Here is a 15,442-nt window from a genome sequence, read left to right as displayed (position 1 = left end):
CGAAGTGAGCTCACTCCACTCCAAGCTAAGGTGATCCAGGTCACAGTGGCATGGGTCGTACGGTCAATTCCCGTGCAATGTCCGGGTGTTGATCTCAGACGTCGTCGAGGCCGCGCTCGATCGCGTACCGCACCAGCTCCACCCGGTTGTGCAACTGGAGCTTGCCCAGGGTGTTCTGGACGTGGTTCTGAACGGTGCGGTGCGAGATGACGAGCCGTTCCGCGATCTGCTTGTACGAGAGCCCCTTGGCGACCAGCCGCAGCACCTCGGTCTCCCGGTCCGTGAGCTCCGGGACCTTCGGCTCGTCGGAGGCCGCGGGGACGGGCTCGGAGGCCAGCCTGCGGTACTCGCCGAGTACGAGTCCGGCGAGGCCGGGGGTGAAGACCGGATCGCCGGACGCGGTGGAGCGGACCGCCTCGGTCAGCTCCTGGGTGCTCGCGGACTTCAGCAGGTAGCCGGTGGCGCCCGACTTGACCGCCTCCAGCACATCGGCGTGCTCGCCGCTCGCGGAGAGCACCAGGACCCGCAGCCCGGGGTGCGCGCCGACCAGCTCCTTGCAGACCTGGACGCCCGGCATCCCGGGCAGGTTGAGGTCGAGAACCAGGACGTCGGGGGTGACGGCCCCGGCCCGGCGGACCGCCTGGGGGCCGTCGCCCGCGGTCGCCACCACGTCGAACCCGGACTCCGCGAGGTCGCGGGCGACGGCGTCGCGCCACATCGGGTGGTCGTCGACCACCATGACCCTGATGGACCGCTGCTGCCCGGCGCCCTCTCCGTGTGCTGTGCTCATCGGACTGAACCCGCCTTCCCCCGTGAATCCTTCGGGACCTTCGGAACCTTCAACTCGACCTCTGTGCCCTGGCCTGGCACCGAGATCAGCTCTGCCGTGCCGCCGAGCTCCCGCAGTCTGCCGCGTATCGACAGGGCCACCCCGAGCCGCCCCTCACCCTCGGCCTGGGCGAGCCGCCCGTCCGGGATGCCCGGCCCGTCGTCCCGGACCGTGACGATCACCTCGTCCGGCCAGTCCTCGACCAGGATCCAGGCCTGGGCGCCCTCCCCCGCGTGCACCCGGACATTGTCCAGCGCGGCGCTGACCGCGGCCGCCAGCTCCATCGCCGCCGGGGGCGGGAGCAGCACCGGGGCGCCGGGCTCCGCGAAGCTGACCCTGGATCCGGCGTGCGGGGCGAGCAGGGCGCGCAGATCGGTCTCGCCGGGTGCGCCGGGCTCGTCGTCGTCCGTCTCGACGGTACGGACCACGGCGCCCTCGGCCGCGTCCTCCGACACCCGGGTCGGCGGCACCAGGCCGCTGGAGACCAGGGTGCGCAGGGCGACCTCCTGCTCCCCGGCCATCCGGCCCAGCTCCGCGGCCTCGCCGCCGATCGCCGTACCCCTTCGCTGCACCATCGCCAGGACCTGGAGCACGCTGTCGTGGATGTCACGGGCCAGTCGTTCCCGTTCCCGGGTGGCGGCCTCGATCTCCAGGGCGCGGGCGAGGGTGCGCTCACTGGCGCGGGCCACCTCGACGACGTAACCGATCGCGATGGAGGCGACCCAGACCAGCAGGACGTTGTGCAGGGTGTCGCGGCTGGGTTCGGCGCGCTCGATCAGGTTGGCGGCGGCGACGAAGGTGGAGGCGAAGGCCGCCCACCGCCAGCCGCCCTTGATCGCGAAGGCCAGCACGGAGCCGGCGGTCCAGATGGACGGCAGCGTCGGACCGTCCATGTGCTGGGCCTGGAAGTCCGCGAGCGGGGTCAGCAGGATGCCGGCGAGAGCGAGGGCGAGATCGGTGCCGAGGAAGCGCTTGGTGCAGGCCACCGCGCCGGAGACCTTCGGCAGGGTGGCGAGCGTCCAGACGGCCATGACGGTCAGAAAGGCGATGGCCACCCAGGGCCGTTCGTACTTGTCGCGTCCGAAGACGGCGAGCAGGATCGCGTAGAGCATCGTGAGAATGCGGTAGGCGGTCAGCGCACGCCACAGCGGCTGCTCGACCGACATCCGCACGACCCGCACCCGTTTGGCCATCTTCTTCTCCCCCACGCGGGATCTCTCCCCACCCCCGACGGACCGGCGACCGCTCAGGCGCCGCCGTGGTCCCCGTCCGTGCCCGGCTGCCCGTCCCGGCGGCCGGACGAACCCCGCTTGGCGGCCTCCGCCTGGCGCTTCGACTCGTCCGCGAGCTGCCGCTTGGCGGCGGTCGCGTAGATGTCCACGTACTCCTGACCGGAGAGCCTCATGATCTCGTACATCACCTCGTCGGTGACCGAGCGCAGGATGAAGCGGTCGCCCTCCATGCCGTGGTAGCGGCTGAAGTCGAGCGGCTTGCCGATCCTGATCCCCGGGCGCATCAGCTTGGGCATCACCTGGCCGGGCGGCTGGATCTTCTCCGTGTCGATCATCGCGACGGGGATGACCGGCGCCCCGGTCGCGAGCGCCACCCGGGCGAGCCCGCCGGGCTTGCCCCGGTAGAGGCGGCCGTCGGGCGAACGGGTGCCCTCCGGGTAGATGCCGAAGAGACCGCCGCTCTCGATCACCTCGATGCCGGCCTTGATCGCCGCCTCGCCGGCGCCCCGGGCGCCCGAGCGGTCCACCGGGAGCTGGCCGACGCCCTTGAAGAAGGCGGCGGTCAGCTTGCCCTTGACGCCCGGCGCGGTGAAGTACTCGGCCTTGGCGATGAAGGTGACCTTGCGGTCCAGGACGGCGGGCAGGAAGAAGGAGTCGGAGAAGGACAGATGGTTGCTCGCGAGGATCGCCGGTCCCTGCGCGGGGATGTTCTCCAGGCCCTCCACCCACGGCCTGAAGGCGAGCTTCAGAGACCCGCCGATGGAGAACTTCATAGCGCCGTAGATCAACTCGGGTGCCTCCTGTGTGCTGTCCGACAGACCCTAACCCGTCCGGTCTTCCCTGCTCCTGCCCGGCACGGCGCGGGGTACCCGGTCCGTGCCGGTGACGGCCCTGGTCGGTGTCGGTCCGGTCGCGTACGGTGAAGTAATCCTCTGCACTCCCCCCTTTCGCTCCCCTCCGAGCCTGACGAACAGGAGACCCCGGTGCCGGTCCTTCCTGGAGCCGAGCCGTTCCGCCACGACGGCGGAGAGGTTGGCGTCCTCCTCTGTCACGGATTCACCGGCTCCCCGCAGTCGCTGCGCCCCTGGGCCGGTTATCTGGCGGAGCGCGGGCTCACGGTCTCGCTGCCGCTGCTTCCCGGGCACGGCACCCGCTGGCAGGACATGCAGGTGACCGGCTGGCAGGACTGGTACGCGGAGGTGGACCGGGAGCTGCGGTCACTGCTGGAGCGGTGCTCCCAGGTGTTCGTCTTCGGCCTCTCCATGGGCGGCGCCCTCGCGCTGCGGCTCGCGGCTAAGCACGGCGACGCGGTCCGGGGTCTGGTGCTGGTCAACCCGGCCAACAAGGTGCACGGTCTCGCGGCGCACGCGCTGCCGGTCGCCCGCCATCTGGTGCCGACGACGAAGGGGCTGGTCAGCGACATCGCCCTGACGGGCTCCGAGGAGGTCGGCTATGACCGGGTGCCGCTGCACGCGGCCCACTCGGTACGGAAGTTCTTCCGGCTGGTCGACGCGGAGCTGCCCCAGGTGACCCAGCCGCTGCTGCTCCTGCACAGCCCGCAGGACCACGTGGTGCCGCCCGCCGACTCGGCCCGGATCCTGAGCCGGATCTCTTCGAGGGACGTCGAGGAGATCCTCCTGGAACAGAGCTACCACGTGGCGACGTTGGACCACGATGCGGAGCGGATCTTCGACGAGAGCTATTCGTTCATCGGCCGCCTCGCTCCGAGCGTCGGGAAGAAGGGGAGCACGACCGGTGGCTGAGTACAACGCGGATCGCGCGGGCGGCGAGGAGGAGCGCGAGCCGCTTCCCGCCGAGGGAGCGGCCGTCCCCGATGACGGCGGCGCACCACCGCCGGAGGCCCCGGCCACGGACCGGGGCGGCGACGGGGAGCTTCCGGTGGACGAGGACGCCGTCTGGGAGGCGATCGTCGCGGGGTACGGGGACGAGCCGCCGGACCCGCCGGGCGCCAGGCCGTTCCGGTCCATCGAGGACGTGGCGCTGCTGAAGGACGGTCCGCTGACCGCCCTCGACCCGGACAAGGGCATCGGCAAGCGCCCGCCCAAGCCGCCGGAGAAGCCGCTCGGCAGCTCGGTGGTGTTCGCCCCCGGTGTCGGTGCCGGCCCGCGCGACTACGAGCCGGCGGAGCCTGCCCCGGGTGACGCGGACGACGGCGACGACAGCGACGAGGGGCACTTCGTGCCGCCGGAGCCGCCGCCGCTGCCGGAGGCCGACGTCACGGCGAAGTTCGCCTGGCTGGCCGTGATCGGGGGCCCGGTCCTGCTGCTGCTCGCGGTGCTGCTGGGCTGGGAGATGACCTGGTGGCTGACGACGGTCTGCGTCGGAGGTTTCCTGGGCGGCTTCGTGACGCTGGTGGCGCGGATGGAGCACGACGACGAGGACGGCGACGACCCCGGCCGCGGCGCGGTGGTCTGAGCCGATCCCCTGCGGGGTCGCTGCGCCCCGGTGCGGTTGCCCCGGCCGGGGCGCGGGGTTCCGTCCTCAAGCGCCGGACGGGCTCGGTCGGCTCGGAGCACCCGCACCCCGCGCCGCGGGCACCCGCAGCGCGGCCAGCACCGGCAGGTGGTCGGTCGCGGCCCGAAGGTCGGCCTCGCGGACCCCGGGCAGCTCCGTGGGCACCCCGCAGCCGAGCACCTCGATGCCCCCGGTCGCGAAGAGCGCGTCGATCCGCCGGGCCGGGTCGTGCGACGGGAAGGTGTGCTCGCCGCCCCGGGGCCGTACCGCCCAGCAGTCCTGGAGCCGCCCGGCCAGCCGCCGGAACGCCTGCCCGCCCGGTGACTCGTTGAGGTCGCCGCCCACCACGGCGTGCTCCACGCCCATCGCCTCCAGCCTGCCCAGCAGCGCCTCCGCCTGGGTGAGGCGCTCCTCGCGCCGCAGGCTCAGGTGGCAGCTCAGCACCCCGATCCGGGTGCCCGCGATCCGGACGACCGCGGTGGCGAAACCCCTGCGGTGCAGTCCGGAGGTGAGCGGCAGCAGGATGTCCTCCGCGCGCTCCACCGCGACGCGCATCGAGCAGAGCAGGAGCGGCCCGGCCGCGGTGGCTCCGCCGCCGAGGATCACCAGATCGCAGGCGCGCGCGAGCCGGGCGGCGTACTTGCGCCAGCGGAAGAAGCGCGGCGCCTCCTGGATGAGAACCAGATCGGGCGCGCAGGCGCGGATCACCCGGGCCAGCGCGGCGGGGTCGTCGCGCATCGACCGGATGTTGTAGCCGAGCACTCTGATGACGGCCGAACCGTCCTGCTCGGTACGGGATTCTGGCAGCGACGTCATGACCATGCCGGTCACGATACGACGGACGCCCGCCGCTACCCGAGAGGGGCGCGACGGGCGTCCGGTGTGTCCGTATCCGGCCGGATCAGCCCTGCCGGGCCAGGTCCGCAGCGCCCACCAGACCGGCCTTGCCGCCCAGTTGGGCCGCGAGGACCTGGGCGTGCGGGCGCCACTCGCCGCCGATCAGCCAGCGCCGGAACGACTTGCGGATCGGGTCGAGGACGAGCTCGCCCTCGTCCGAGACGCCGCCGCCGACGATGAAGGCGGACGGGTCGAACAGCGAGGCGAGGTCGGCCAGTCCGGCTCCGGCCCAGCGGGCCAGCTCGCGGAACGAGTCGACGGCCACCGGGCAGCCCTGCCGGGCGGCCTCGCTGATGTGCTTGCCCTCGATGCCCTCGACCGTGCCGTCGCCGAGCGCCAGCAGGATCGTGGCGTTCTCGGGGGTGGCGTTGGCCCGCTGCTTCGCGTACCTGACGAGCGCCCGCCCGGAGGCGTACTGCTCCCAGCAGCCCTGGCTGCCGCAGCCGCAGAGCAGACCGTCCGGGACGACCCGGATGTGGCCGAACTCGGCGGCCACGCCGAAGCGTCCGCGGCGCAGCTTGTTGCCGATGATGATGCCGCCGCCGAGGCCGGTGCCGAGCGTGATGCAGATGACGTCGTCGTGGCCCTGGCCGGCGCCGAAGCGGTATTCGCCCCAGGCCGCCGCGTTGGCGTCGTTCTCGACGACCACCGGGAGGCCGACGCGCTGCTCGACCTTGTCCTTGAGCGGCTCGTGCCGCCAGTTGATGTTCGGTGCGAACAGCACCGTGGCACGCTTGTCGTCGACATATCCTGCCGCGCCGATGCCGACCGCCTCGACCGGGTGCCCCTCGCTCGCGCCGGACACCGCCGCCGCGATCGCGTCCACGATGCCTTCGGCCGTCGGCGGGGTCGGCACCTTGAAGGTCGAGAGGATGTGGCCCTCTTCGTCGACCACTCCAGCTGCGATCTTCGTGCCGCCGATATCGACGCCGATGGTGAGTCCCATGAATCCCTCAGTTTCGGTCGAGCCCCGCTGGGGCAACCGTACCCGAGGCCGGGCGCCGTCCTGTCGGCGCCGGTCAGTCCAGGTCGATCTGTTCGCCGGTGTCAGGCCCCTCGTCCCGGGGGCCTGTGGCGTCGTCCGCCTTCTTTTCCGTGCCCGCCGGGTCCCCCGCGCCCTGGGTCCAACGGCGTTCCTGACCCTCGACGGCCGAGCGGTAGGCGGCGAGCAGTTCACCACCGGCTGCGGCGATGTGGTCGAAAACGTCCGGATTGCGTTCGATGACGGGCTCGACCGCGGACTTCGCCTGCCGGATGACCTGCTGGACCGCGCCCTGGGCCGCCGCCCCGAACAGCGGCGACTGGAGGGAGGAGACCTTGTCGGCCACCGCGTCCACCAGCTTGCGCAGCTCCTCTGCGGCGGAGCCGGGCGGCGGACCGTACTCGGCACGGCGGCGGGCCTTCTCGGCGGCGAGGTCCTCGGCGCAGGCCTGGGCCCACGCGTCGTCGTCGGCGGGACGATCGGTGGCTTCGCTCATGGCGGACTCCTGCGACGTGGGTGGCCGGCGGCCCGGCACACGGGACCCGTACCTACGACGTTACCCGAACGGCCGCGAGCCGTTCAGCCCGTCCTGGGCCACAGCTCCGGGTCGGGCGTGAACCGGACCCGCAGCACCCCGTCGGTGAGCGCGGCGCCGGAGACGGTGCAGCGGCGCAGCGCGGACTCCAGGGGCACGATGCGGTGGAACGGGCCGACGGTGAGCAGGAGTTCGCTGCCTCGGCGGACCAGCTGGAGGTCCTTCTTGACCGCTCCGGGCAGCCGCAGGCACCAGACCAGTATCCCGTCCGGACCGGCTGGACCGCCCGGACCGGCTGAACCGCCTGGACCGTCCGGCGGCTCGGACTCCTCGATCCACCAGGGGTCCTCGGCACGGCCGGTCCCCCGGTCGGCCACGGCCGCCGCTCCGTCCGCACCGGCCAGCGCGGCCAGGTCATCGACGCCCTGCGGGTCGCGGCCCAGGTGGGGCAGCTCCCGAGGCGGGGCTTCGGCGGCCCACTCCTCGCGCCAGTGGTCGAGGCACTTCTCCTGCTGCGCGGCGAGCGCGGCGAACCAGGGGTCACTGGAGTGCCGGGGCAGCACCCGGTTGGCCAGCAGGGCGTCGACGCGCAGTCCTTGCAGGGCGAGTCCGGTACGGGCGGTGCGCAGCGCGTCCTCCGCGGCCGGGCCCGGCTCCGCGACCAGCCGGATGGTGGTGGCGCGGTCCTCGATGAGGGCCTGGACCTCCGCGAGTTCGGCGTCGCGCCGGGCGGCGGCCTCGTAGAGCCACTGGGCGGGCATCGGCACGCCGGCCAGCTGGGCGAGCATCGGGCGCAGGGCGCGTGCGGCCTGGCGTTCCTGGGGGAGCAGCCGGCGCAGGTAGCGGCGCAGCTGTTCGGGCAGGGCCAGTACGGCGAGGGCCTCGCGCAGCGGCGGCAGGTCGACGACGAGGAGGTCGTAGCCCTCGCGGGACCAGTCGCCCCGGGCGGCGCGGCGCAGGCTCTGCAGGAGGGCGAGCTGGCCGCTGCCGGGGAGTTCGGTGAGCTCCTCACCGTCCAGCCGGTTGCCGCCGAGCAGGCCGAGCACTCCGGACAGCTGGTCCTGGAGGGCGAGGAGTTCGGCGCGGAAGTGCTCCGCGGAGTCGGTCCGCACGGACCAGAGGGTGTCGGTGACCTGGGCGGGCTCGGTGGACCGGGGGAAGCCGGGTATGCCGTCCGGGGAGATCAGCAGGGTGCGGGCACCTCGGCGCGAGGCGGCCAGCGCGGTCGCCGCCGCGACGGTGGTACGGCCGGCGCCGCCGGGGCCGGTGACCAGGACCGTACGCACCGGGTCAGGCCTTCGGGACGGACTCGACGCGCTTCTTCAGTCCGGCCAGGGCGCGGTCGATGATGACCTTCTCGGCCTTGCGCTTGATCATGCCGAGCATCGGGATCTTGACGTCGACGGTCAGCCGGTAGGTGACCTCCGTGCGGTCGCCGTCGCCCAGCGGGGCCAGTGCGTAGGAGCCGTCGATGGCGCGCAGCATCTGGGACTTGACCAGGGTCCAGCTGACCTCGTAGTCACCGATCCAGGTGTACGCGAGGGTGTGGTCGTCCTTGATCGCTCCGGCGTCGAGGACGAGGCGGACCTTCTCGGCGCGGCCGTGGTCGTCGGAGGCGAGCACCTCGGCCTCCTTGACCTCGCCGGTCCATTCCGGATAGCGGTCGAAGTCGGCGATCACGCCCATGACGTCGGCCGGTGCCGCCTCGATCGTGATCGTCGAGCTGGTGTGTTCAGCCATCGCTGTGGCCCTCCAGTGCGGTGTACCGGTCGGTCGGCAGAGGCCTGCCGCCAGAAGGCTATCGCGTGTGCGCCGCGCCTCGGCCCAGGGCCTGCCGCGATGCCCGGCCGGGCCCGGTCACCATTCCAGCGCCCAGGGCGTGCCGGTCGAGGCGAAGTGGCCGACGTTCACGCACTCGGTGGCGCCGATCCGCATCCGGCGGACCAGGGGCTGGTGGACGTGGCCGAACAGGGAGTACCGGGGGCGGGTGCGGCGGATGGCGTCGAGCAGGGCGCGGCTGCCGCGTTCGAACCGGCGCGCCACGGTGTCGTAGGTCAGATCAGGGACGTCCGGCGGGATGTGGGTGCAGAGCACGTCGACCTCGCCCACCGCCTCGATCTTCGCCGCGTACTCCTCGTCGCTGATCTCGAACGGGGTGCGCATCGGGGTCCGCAGGCCGCCGCCGACGAAGCCGAAGACGCGGCCGCCGATCTCGACGCGCTCGCCGTCCAGGACGGTGGTTCCGGGGCGGGCGTACTCGGGCCACAGGGTAGGGATGTCGACGTTGCCGTAGGTGGCGTACGTCGGGGTGGGCAGCGCGGCGAACATCTCGGCGTACTGCTTGCGCACGGCCGAGAGGATCGCGGCATCGCGGTCCACGCCCGCCCAGAGCTCCCGGCCGAAGTCCCGGGCCTCCTCGAAGCGGCGCTCGGTGCGCAGGGCGACGATGCGGTCGGCGTTCTCCACACCGAAGAGTTCCGGGAAAATGCCGCGCGCGTGGTCGGCGTAATCGAGGAAGAGCACCAGGTCGCCTAGGCAGACGAGGGCGTCGGCGCCGTCGCCCGCGCGGGCCAGTGCCTCGGTGTTCCCGTGCACGTCACTGACCACGTGGATGCGGGTGCGGCGCTCGGCGGCGGTCTCCCGGCTGTTCGGTCCTGCTCGCATGTTGATCACCCTAGAACCCTCGCGTCCGCCTGGGTAGAGGGCACCGGACCTGCGGTTACTTCCAGGGGACGGTACGGGTGCACTACTGTGCGCGAAAGCCCGGCCGATATGTGTGACGCGTAAGACATCTGGCCGGAACCCCCTATCCGGAACCGAGTACTGGTGGGTAACGTCCGGGCAGTCCAGTTGTGCTCACCCCACTGAGCACCCGCCATCTTGGACAGCATCCGGTGCGTCACACAGAGCCGTGGCACCGGAGCCCGATGAGGAGCAGCAGTCTTGCGCGAGTTCAGCCTTCCGGCCCTGTACGAGGTCCCCTCGGACGGCAACCTGACGGATCTCATCCGCCGCAATGCCGCTCAGCATCCCGATGTCGCGGTGATGAGCCGCAAAGTGGCGGGCGTCTGGACGGACGTCACCGCCACCGAGTTCCTGGCCGAGGTCAGATCCGTCGCCAAGGGGCTGATCGCGGCGGGTGTCGAGCCCGGCGACCGGGTGGCCCTGCTCTCCCGCACCCGTTACGAGTGGGTGCTGGTCGACTTCGCGATCTGGAGCGCGGGCGCGGTCACCGTGCCGGTGTACGAGACCAGCTCCGCCGAGCAGATCCAGTGGATCCTGGGCGACTCCGGCGCCACCCTGTGCGTCGTGGAGTCCGAGGCGCACCAGGCGTCCGTCGTCTCGGTCCAGGAGGGGCTGCCCCAGCTGAAGGGCATCTGGCAGATCGGTGACGGCACGATCCGTCAGATGTCGGCGCTCGGCGAGGCGGAGGTCTCGGACGAGGTACTCGATCTGCGGATGACGAGCGCCAAGGCCGACGATCCGGCCACCATCGTCTACACCTCCGGCACCACCGGACGTCCCAAGGGCTGTGTGCTGACCCACCGCAGCTTCTTCGCTGAGTGCGGGAACGTGGTGGAGCGGCTCAAGCCCCTCTTCCGTACCGGCGAGTGCTCGGTGCTGCTGTTCCTGCCGGCCGCGCACGTCTTCGGACGGCTGGTCGAGGTCGCCTCCGTGATGGCCCCGATCAAGCTCGGCTGCGTACCGGACATCAAGAACCTCACCGATGAGCTGGCCGCGTTCCGGCCGACCCTGATCCTCGGGGTGCCGAGGGTCTTCGAGAAGGTCTACAACTCGGCGCGGGCCAAGGCCCAGGCCGACGGCAAGGGCAAGATCTTCGACAAGGCGGCGAACACGGCGATCGCGTACAGCCGTGCGCTGGGCACGCCGCAGGGCCCGTCCATGGGCCTGAAGTTCAAGCACAAGGTCTTCGACCGGCTGGTCTACAGCAAGCTGCGGGCCGTGCTGGGCGGGCGCGGCGAGTACGCGATCTCCGGCGGCGCCCCGCTCGGTGAGCGGCTCGGGCACTTCTACCGGGGCATCGGCTTCACCGTCCTGGAGGGCTACGGCCTGACGGAGACGTGTGCGGCCACCGCCTTCAACCCGTGGGACCGGCAGAAGATCGGTACGGTCGGCCAGCCGCTGCCCGGCTCCGTCGTGCGGATCGCGGACGACGGCGAGGTGCTGCTGCACGGCGAGCACCTGTTCTCCGGCTACTGGAACAACGAGGCGGCCTCCGCGGAGGCGCTGGCCGACGGCTGGTTCCACACCGGTGACATCGGCACCCTCGACGAGGACGGCTACCTCGCGATCACCGGCCGCAAGAAGGAGATCATCGTGACGGCGGGCGGCAAGAACGTCGCGCCCGCCGTCATCGAGGACCGCATCCGTGGGCACGCCCTGGTGGCGGAGTGCATGGTGGTCGGCGACGGGCGCCCGTTCGTGGGGGCGCTGGTGACGCTGGACGAGGAGTTCCTCGGGCACTGGGCGGAGGAGCACGGCAAGCCCGTCGGCTCCACCGCGCTCTCGCTGCGCGAGGACCCGGAGCTGCTGGCCGAGGTGCAGCGCGCGATCGACGACGGCAACGCCGCGGTGTCCAAGGCCGAGTCCGTACGGAAGTTCCGCATTCTGGGCGCCCAGTTCACCGAGGAGGCGGGCCACATCACGCCGTCGCTGAAGCTGAAGCGCAATGTGGTGGCGAAGGACTTCGCGGACGAGGTCGAGTCGATCTACCGCGGCTGATCCACGCGTACGCAAGGGCCCGCGCCGGACACGGTGCGGGCCCCTCGTGCGTTCAGAGCAGCGTCCTGAGCTTCTCCGCGAGCAGGTCCCAGCGCCACTTCTCCTCGACCCAGGCCCGGCCCCGCTCCCCCATCCGCCGGCGCAGCTCCGCGTCCCCGAGCAGCGCGACGATCCGCTCCGCCGCCTCCTCGGCCGAGCCGCCGCGCACCACCCAGCCGGTCTCGCCGTCGAGCACCGCGTCAGGGGCGCCGCCCGAGTCGCCCGCCACCACCGGCAGCCCGGTCGCGGACGCCTCCAGGTAGACGATGCCGAGGCCCTCCACGTCGAGGCCGCCGCGCCGGGTGCGGCACGGCATCGCGAAGACGTCACCGGCCCCGTAGTGCGCGGGCAGCTCCGCCCAGGGCACCGGGCCGGTGAACCGCACCGAGTCCGCCACCCCGGTCTGCGCCGCCAGCTTCCTCAGATCCGCCTCGTACGGTCCGCCGCCGACGATCAGCAGCACGGCGTCCGGCACCTCGGCCAGGATCGCGGGCATCGCGAGGATCAGGGTGTCCTGGCCCTTGCGCGGCACCAGCCGGGAGACACAGACGACGACCGGCCGTCCGGTGAGCCCGAGGCGGGCCCGGACCCGGTCCCCGCCCGAATCCGGGTGGAAGGTCTTCTCGTCCACGCCCGGGGGCAGCTGGACCATGCGCCCGGCGGCCGCCGGGGTGAGCGCGGCGGCGATCCGGGAGCGGGTGTACTCGCCGAGGTAGGTGATCGTGTCCGTGCCCTCGCCGATCCGCCGCAGCAGTTGCCGGGAGGCGGGCAGCTGGGCCCAGCCGGCCTCGTGCCCGTGGGTGGTGGCGACCAGCCGGCGGGCACCGGCCCTGCGCAGCGCGGGCGCCATCAGCCCGAGCGGGGCGGCGGCGCCGAACCAGACGGACGAGCAGCCGTGGGTGCGCAGCAGCCGGGCGGCGCGCCGGGTGACGCGCGGGGTGGGCAGCAGCATCGTCGTGCGGTCGCGGACCACGGTGAAGGGCTGCTCCGCGTCGAAGGCGGCGGTGGCCTCGGCGCCCTCGGGGCCGCGCTTCCAGGTGGAGGCGTAGACGACGATCCGGTCCGGGTCCAGCCGGAGCGCCATGTTGTGCAGGAACGCCTGGATGCCACCGGGGCGGGGCGGGAAGTCGTTGGTCACGATCAGGGTCTTGTCCATCGCCGCCGACAGTACCGGGCGGCCCCGCCTCGTGGCTCTCGCACGGACGGGGCGGGCATCATGTCCTGTCGTACGACCGACGGAACGGACGAGGGCGGGACATGACGGGTTCGAGCAGCGCACGACCGGCCTTCGTGGTGTGGGCCCTCAGCAGGGCTCTGCTGCTGCTCTGCGTCATCAAGGTGATCACGCTGCCGGGCCCCGACGTGACGAGCGACGTCTCTGTGATCTACCACGGCTGGTACGACGTGCTGAGCTCGGGCAGCTACCCGCGATCCGACGTCACCTGGCAGTACCCGCCGGTCGCGGCGCTCGCGATCCTCTCCCCCGCCCTGCTGCCGTTCCTGGACTACGCCTCGGCCTTCTTCGTGCTGGCGTTCCTCTGCGACGCGCTGGTGCTCGGTCTGCTGCTGTACGCGGGCCGGGGCGCGGCCCGGCGGACGGCCGGGGCGTGGGTGTGGGTGGCGGGCGTGCCGCTGCTGGGGACGACCGCGTACGCCCGGTACGACGTGATGGTGACGGCCGTCGCGGTGGCGGCGCTGCTGGCGGGGGTGCGGCATCCGAGGGTGCTGGGGGCGCTGGCGGCCTTCGGGGCGCTGCTGAAGGTGTGGCCGGCGCTGGTGCTGGCCGGTACGGCAAGGGGGCGGCAGACGCGGCTGGCGTGGGCGACGGCGGCCGGGGTGGCGGTGGTGCTGCTGGTGGGGTGCGCGCTGGCGGCGCCCGGCGCGCTGGCTTTCCTCGGTTTCCAGCGCGACCGGGGCACGGAGGTCGAGTCGCTGGGCGCCCTGGTCTTCCATGTGGCGCGGCAGTTCGGCTGGCAGGGCCGGGTGGAGCTGCACTACGGCTCGCTGGAGTTCCTGGGCCCGCACGTGCCGCTGGTGAGCACGCTCGCGCTGGGGCTGAGCGTGCCGACGTTCGGCTGGCTGCTGGTGTGGCGGCTGAAGGCGCGCGTGTTCGGCGTGAGTACGCCGGCGGACGCGGCGTTCACCGCGGTGCTGCTGTTCACCACCACGAGCCGGGTGATCAGCCCGCAGTACATGCTGTGGCTGGTCGGTCTGGCGGCGGTCTGCCTGGTCTTCCGGGAGAGCCGGATGGCGCTGCCCGCCTGTCTGGTGCTGGTCGCGACGGGCGTCACCCAGCTGGAGTTCCCGCTCGGGTTCGTCCACGTGGTGACGAGCGACGCGACGGGCGTGCTCCTGATGTTCGTCCGCAACGGGCTGCTGGTCGCCGCGACGCTGATCGCGGGCGGGCGGCTCTGGCGGGACACGGTGACACGGCCGGCCCCCGAGGTCAGCCCAGCCGGTCGCGCACGTACTCCCGCCAGCGCGCCGTGAAGTCCTGCTCAGTGGTGCCGAGCACCTCGTGCAGGGCCTGCTCCACCGCCCCGTCCCGTCCTGAGTGCCCCCCGACGGCCCGGTAGAAGGCGAACAGCTTCTCCTCGCCCCAGCGCTCCGCGATGAGCTCGCAGGCCAGCCAGCCGCCCTCGTACGCCCTCGCCAGCCGGTCCGGGTCCTCGGTGAAGCCGAAGTCGCCGTCGGTGGGCAGGGCGGCGGGCGGTTCGCCGCTCCGGACGGCGTCCGCCAGCTCCGGCGCGACCTCGGCGGCGGTGCGCTCCCCGTCCCGGTAGGCGGCCCAGTCCGCGAAGCCCTCGGAGAGCCAGGTGGGGGTGGCGGACGAGGTGCGGGTGCGGGTGGCGACGTGGGTGGTCTCGTGGGTGAGGACGACGCGCTGCCCGAAGCCGCCGAGCAGCGCGTACGCCTGCGGGTTGACGATGACCCGGTCGGCGGGCGCCGTCTTCGAACCGCCGGTCTCGCCGGTGGTGACGGCCGCTATGCCCCGGTAGTTCGCGGCGGGCGAGCCGAGCAGCTCGCCCATGTCCTGCACGGTGTCCGGGACCAGCACCACCACCCGACCGGCCCACTTCTCCGGCCAGGCCCCGGAGACGGCGGGCACCGCCCGGTCCGCGGTGTCCGCGATCCCGGTCAGCTCCTCGCGGGGACGGCCGACGCCCAGCACCAGGCTGTGCTCGCCGCGCACCACCTCGACATCGCCCTGCTGCCAGAGCTGCCGGCCGCCGCCCCGCGCCGGGCGGTCCGCGGTGAGGTACCAGCGGCCGTCCGCCTTGTCCCGTTCGAGGTCGAGGACCCGGTCCACCGAGACCGGCGCGCTGTCGTAGCCCTTGATCCGGTAGCCGAGCCGGACGTCGGCGGTGGCCCGGTCCGCGCCGTGCGGCGAGATGTCCGTCAGCCGGTAGGTCCAGGAGCCGATCGGCATGTCCGCGAGGTGGCCGAGCTCCTTGCGCTGCGCGGCCCGCAGGTCGGTGGCGTCCTGGGCGACGACCGAGACGTAGGCGTCCGCGTCGTGGTGCATGACCGCGGCGGCCCGGCGGTCCAGGGTGGCGCGGATATCGGCGGCGGCGTTGTGCGGGAGGCCGGGGGGCGGGGCCGAGCAGGCGGCGGCGCACAGCAGCGCGGCGAGCACGGCGCCCGCCGCGCGCCGCCGTCCGCCGCGCGCCCCTGTTCCGGTACGCCCCTGATCAGCCACATGCCCGAGA

Annotated in this window: 15 protein-coding genes; 4 read left to right on the top strand and 11 right to left on the bottom strand. The window is 72.6% G+C overall.

Annotated elements, in window-relative coordinates:
• Window positions 1–94: 94 nt before the first annotated feature.
• The 3 genes from RLT59_RS29220 to RLT59_RS29210 are packed head-to-tail and all read right to left on the bottom strand — an operon-like array spanning window position 95 to window position 2,849.
• Complete coding sequence (locus RLT59_RS29220; protein ID WP_311306164.1) at window positions 95–790, bottom strand: response regulator; 696 nt, start codon at window positions 788–790, stop codon at window positions 95–97.
• Window positions 787–2,022, bottom strand: a complete 1,236-nt coding sequence (macS, locus tag RLT59_RS29215) for a MacS family sensor histidine kinase (protein WP_311307897.1) — start codon at window positions 2,020–2,022, stop codon at window positions 787–789. Before macS ends, RLT59_RS29220 begins: the two co-directional genes overlap by 4 nt.
• Window positions 2,023–2,075: 53 nt before the next feature.
• Window positions 2,076–2,849 (bottom strand): lysophospholipid acyltransferase family protein, encoded by a 774-nt coding sequence (locus RLT59_RS29210; RefSeq protein ID WP_311306163.1) that lies wholly within the window; start codon window positions 2,847–2,849, stop codon window positions 2,076–2,078.
• 195 nt (window positions 2,850–3,044) lie between these two features.
• Here RLT59_RS29210 and RLT59_RS29205 point away from each other — a divergent pair, with 195 nt between their 5' ends.
• Both RLT59_RS29205 and RLT59_RS29200 read left to right on the top strand, forming a co-directional pair.
• Entirely contained in the window at window positions 3,045–3,824 is a 780-nt protein-coding gene (locus RLT59_RS29205; RefSeq protein ID WP_311306162.1) for an alpha/beta hydrolase, read from the top strand.
• Window positions 3,817–4,497, top strand: coding sequence for a hypothetical protein (locus tag RLT59_RS29200; RefSeq protein WP_311306161.1), 681 nt, complete (start codon window positions 3,817–3,819; stop codon window positions 4,495–4,497). Before RLT59_RS29205 ends, RLT59_RS29200 begins: the two co-directional genes overlap by 8 nt.
• A 66-nt stretch (window positions 4,498–4,563) precedes the next feature.
• On the opposite strand, the gene RLT59_RS29195 is transcribed toward RLT59_RS29200, so the two are convergent.
• The 6 genes from RLT59_RS29195 to RLT59_RS29170 all read right to left on the bottom strand — a co-directional run bounded on the left by RLT59_RS29195 (window position 4,564) and on the right by RLT59_RS29170 (window position 9,614).
• Complete coding sequence (locus RLT59_RS29195; protein WP_311306160.1) at window positions 4,564–5,358, bottom strand: endonuclease/exonuclease/phosphatase family protein; 795 nt, start codon at window positions 5,356–5,358, stop codon at window positions 4,564–4,566.
• Window positions 5,359–5,437: 79 nt separating this feature from the next.
• On the bottom strand, window positions 5,438–6,379 hold the full coding sequence (locus RLT59_RS29190; RefSeq protein ID WP_073735568.1) for an ROK family glucokinase: 942 nt from the start codon (window positions 6,377–6,379) through the stop codon (window positions 5,438–5,440).
• Between the two features lie 73 nt (window positions 6,380–6,452).
• Window positions 6,453–6,911 carry a DUF5304 domain-containing protein gene (locus RLT59_RS29185; protein ID WP_311306159.1) on the bottom strand — a complete coding sequence of 153 codons (459 nt, stop codon included), beginning with the start codon at window positions 6,909–6,911 and terminating at the stop codon, window positions 6,453–6,455.
• Between the two features lie 83 nt (window positions 6,912–6,994).
• A complete protein-coding gene (locus RLT59_RS29180; RefSeq protein ID WP_311306158.1) occupies window positions 6,995–8,236 on the bottom strand; it encodes an ArsA family ATPase in 1,242 nt (413 codons plus the stop codon).
• Window positions 8,237–8,240: 4 nt separating this feature from the next.
• Window positions 8,241–8,690, bottom strand: coding sequence for an SRPBCC family protein (locus RLT59_RS29175; RefSeq protein ID WP_311306157.1), 450 nt, complete (start codon window positions 8,688–8,690; stop codon window positions 8,241–8,243).
• A 117-nt stretch (window positions 8,691–8,807) separates the two neighbouring features.
• Window positions 8,808–9,614, bottom strand: a complete 807-nt coding sequence (locus RLT59_RS29170; protein WP_311306156.1) for a metallophosphoesterase family protein — start codon at window positions 9,612–9,614, stop codon at window positions 8,808–8,810.
• Between the two features lie 279 nt (window positions 9,615–9,893).
• Here RLT59_RS29170 and RLT59_RS29165 point away from each other — a divergent pair, with 279 nt between their 5' ends.
• Window positions 9,894–11,693, top strand: coding sequence for an AMP-dependent synthetase/ligase (locus RLT59_RS29165; RefSeq protein WP_311306155.1), 1,800 nt, complete (start codon window positions 9,894–9,896; stop codon window positions 11,691–11,693).
• Window positions 11,694–11,745: 52 nt separating this feature from the next.
• Here RLT59_RS29165 and RLT59_RS29160 read toward each other — a convergent pair whose 3' ends face one another.
• Entirely contained in the window at window positions 11,746–12,888 is a 1,143-nt protein-coding gene (locus RLT59_RS29160; protein ID WP_311306154.1) for a glycosyltransferase family 4 protein, read from the bottom strand.
• A 101-nt stretch (window positions 12,889–12,989) separates the two neighbouring features.
• Here RLT59_RS29160 and RLT59_RS29155 point away from each other — a divergent pair, with 101 nt between their 5' ends.
• Window positions 12,990–14,222: a glycosyltransferase 87 family protein gene (locus tag RLT59_RS29155; RefSeq protein ID WP_311306153.1), complete on the top strand. Its 1,233-nt coding sequence runs from the start codon at window positions 12,990–12,992 to the stop codon at window positions 14,220–14,222.
• Here the strand turns inward: RLT59_RS29155 and RLT59_RS29150 are convergent.
• Window positions 14,179–15,432 (bottom strand): hypothetical protein, encoded by a 1,254-nt coding sequence (locus RLT59_RS29150; RefSeq protein ID WP_311306152.1) that lies wholly within the window; start codon window positions 15,430–15,432, stop codon window positions 14,179–14,181. The genes RLT59_RS29155 and RLT59_RS29150 overlap by 44 nt on opposite strands.
• Window positions 15,433–15,442 lie beyond the last annotated feature (10 nt).

The sequence above is a fragment of the Streptomyces sp. ITFR-6 genome, assembly GCF_031844725.1.
Lineage (GTDB): Bacteria > Actinomycetota > Actinomycetes > Streptomycetales > Streptomycetaceae > Streptomyces.
The sequence above is the reverse complement of the archived record's forward strand: the minus strand, read 5'-3'. Positions and strand labels throughout refer to the sequence as shown.

Bases quoted from the DNA above. Each gene is read 5' to 3' on its own strand.
- RLT59_RS29220 (WP_311306164.1), bottom strand. From the start codon at position 790: ATGAGCACAGCACACGGAGAGGGCGCCGGGCAGCAGCGGTCCATCAGG.
- macS (WP_311307897.1), bottom strand. From the start codon at position 2,022: ATGGCCAAACGGGTGCGGGTCGTGCGGATGTCGGTCGAGCAGCCGCTG.
- RLT59_RS29195 (WP_311306160.1), bottom strand. From the start codon at position 5,358: ATGGTCATGACGTCGCTGCCAGAATCCCGTACCGAGCAGGACGGTTCG.
- RLT59_RS29190 (WP_073735568.1), bottom strand. From the start codon at position 6,379: ATGGGACTCACCATCGGCGTCGATATCGGCGGCACGAAGATCGCAGCT.
- RLT59_RS29185 (WP_311306159.1), bottom strand. From the start codon at position 6,911: ATGAGCGAAGCCACCGATCGTCCCGCCGACGACGACGCGTGGGCCCAG.
- RLT59_RS29175 (WP_311306157.1), bottom strand. From the start codon at position 8,690: ATGGCTGAACACACCAGCTCGACGATCACGATCGAGGCGGCACCGGCC.
- RLT59_RS29170 (WP_311306156.1), bottom strand. From the start codon at position 9,614: ATGCGAGCAGGACCGAACAGCCGGGAGACCGCCGCCGAGCGCCGCACC.
- RLT59_RS29160 (WP_311306154.1), bottom strand. From the start codon at position 12,888: ATGGACAAGACCCTGATCGTGACCAACGACTTCCCGCCCCGCCCCGGT.
- RLT59_RS29155 (WP_311306153.1), top strand. From the start codon at position 12,990: ATGACGGGTTCGAGCAGCGCACGACCGGCCTTCGTGGTGTGGGCCCTC.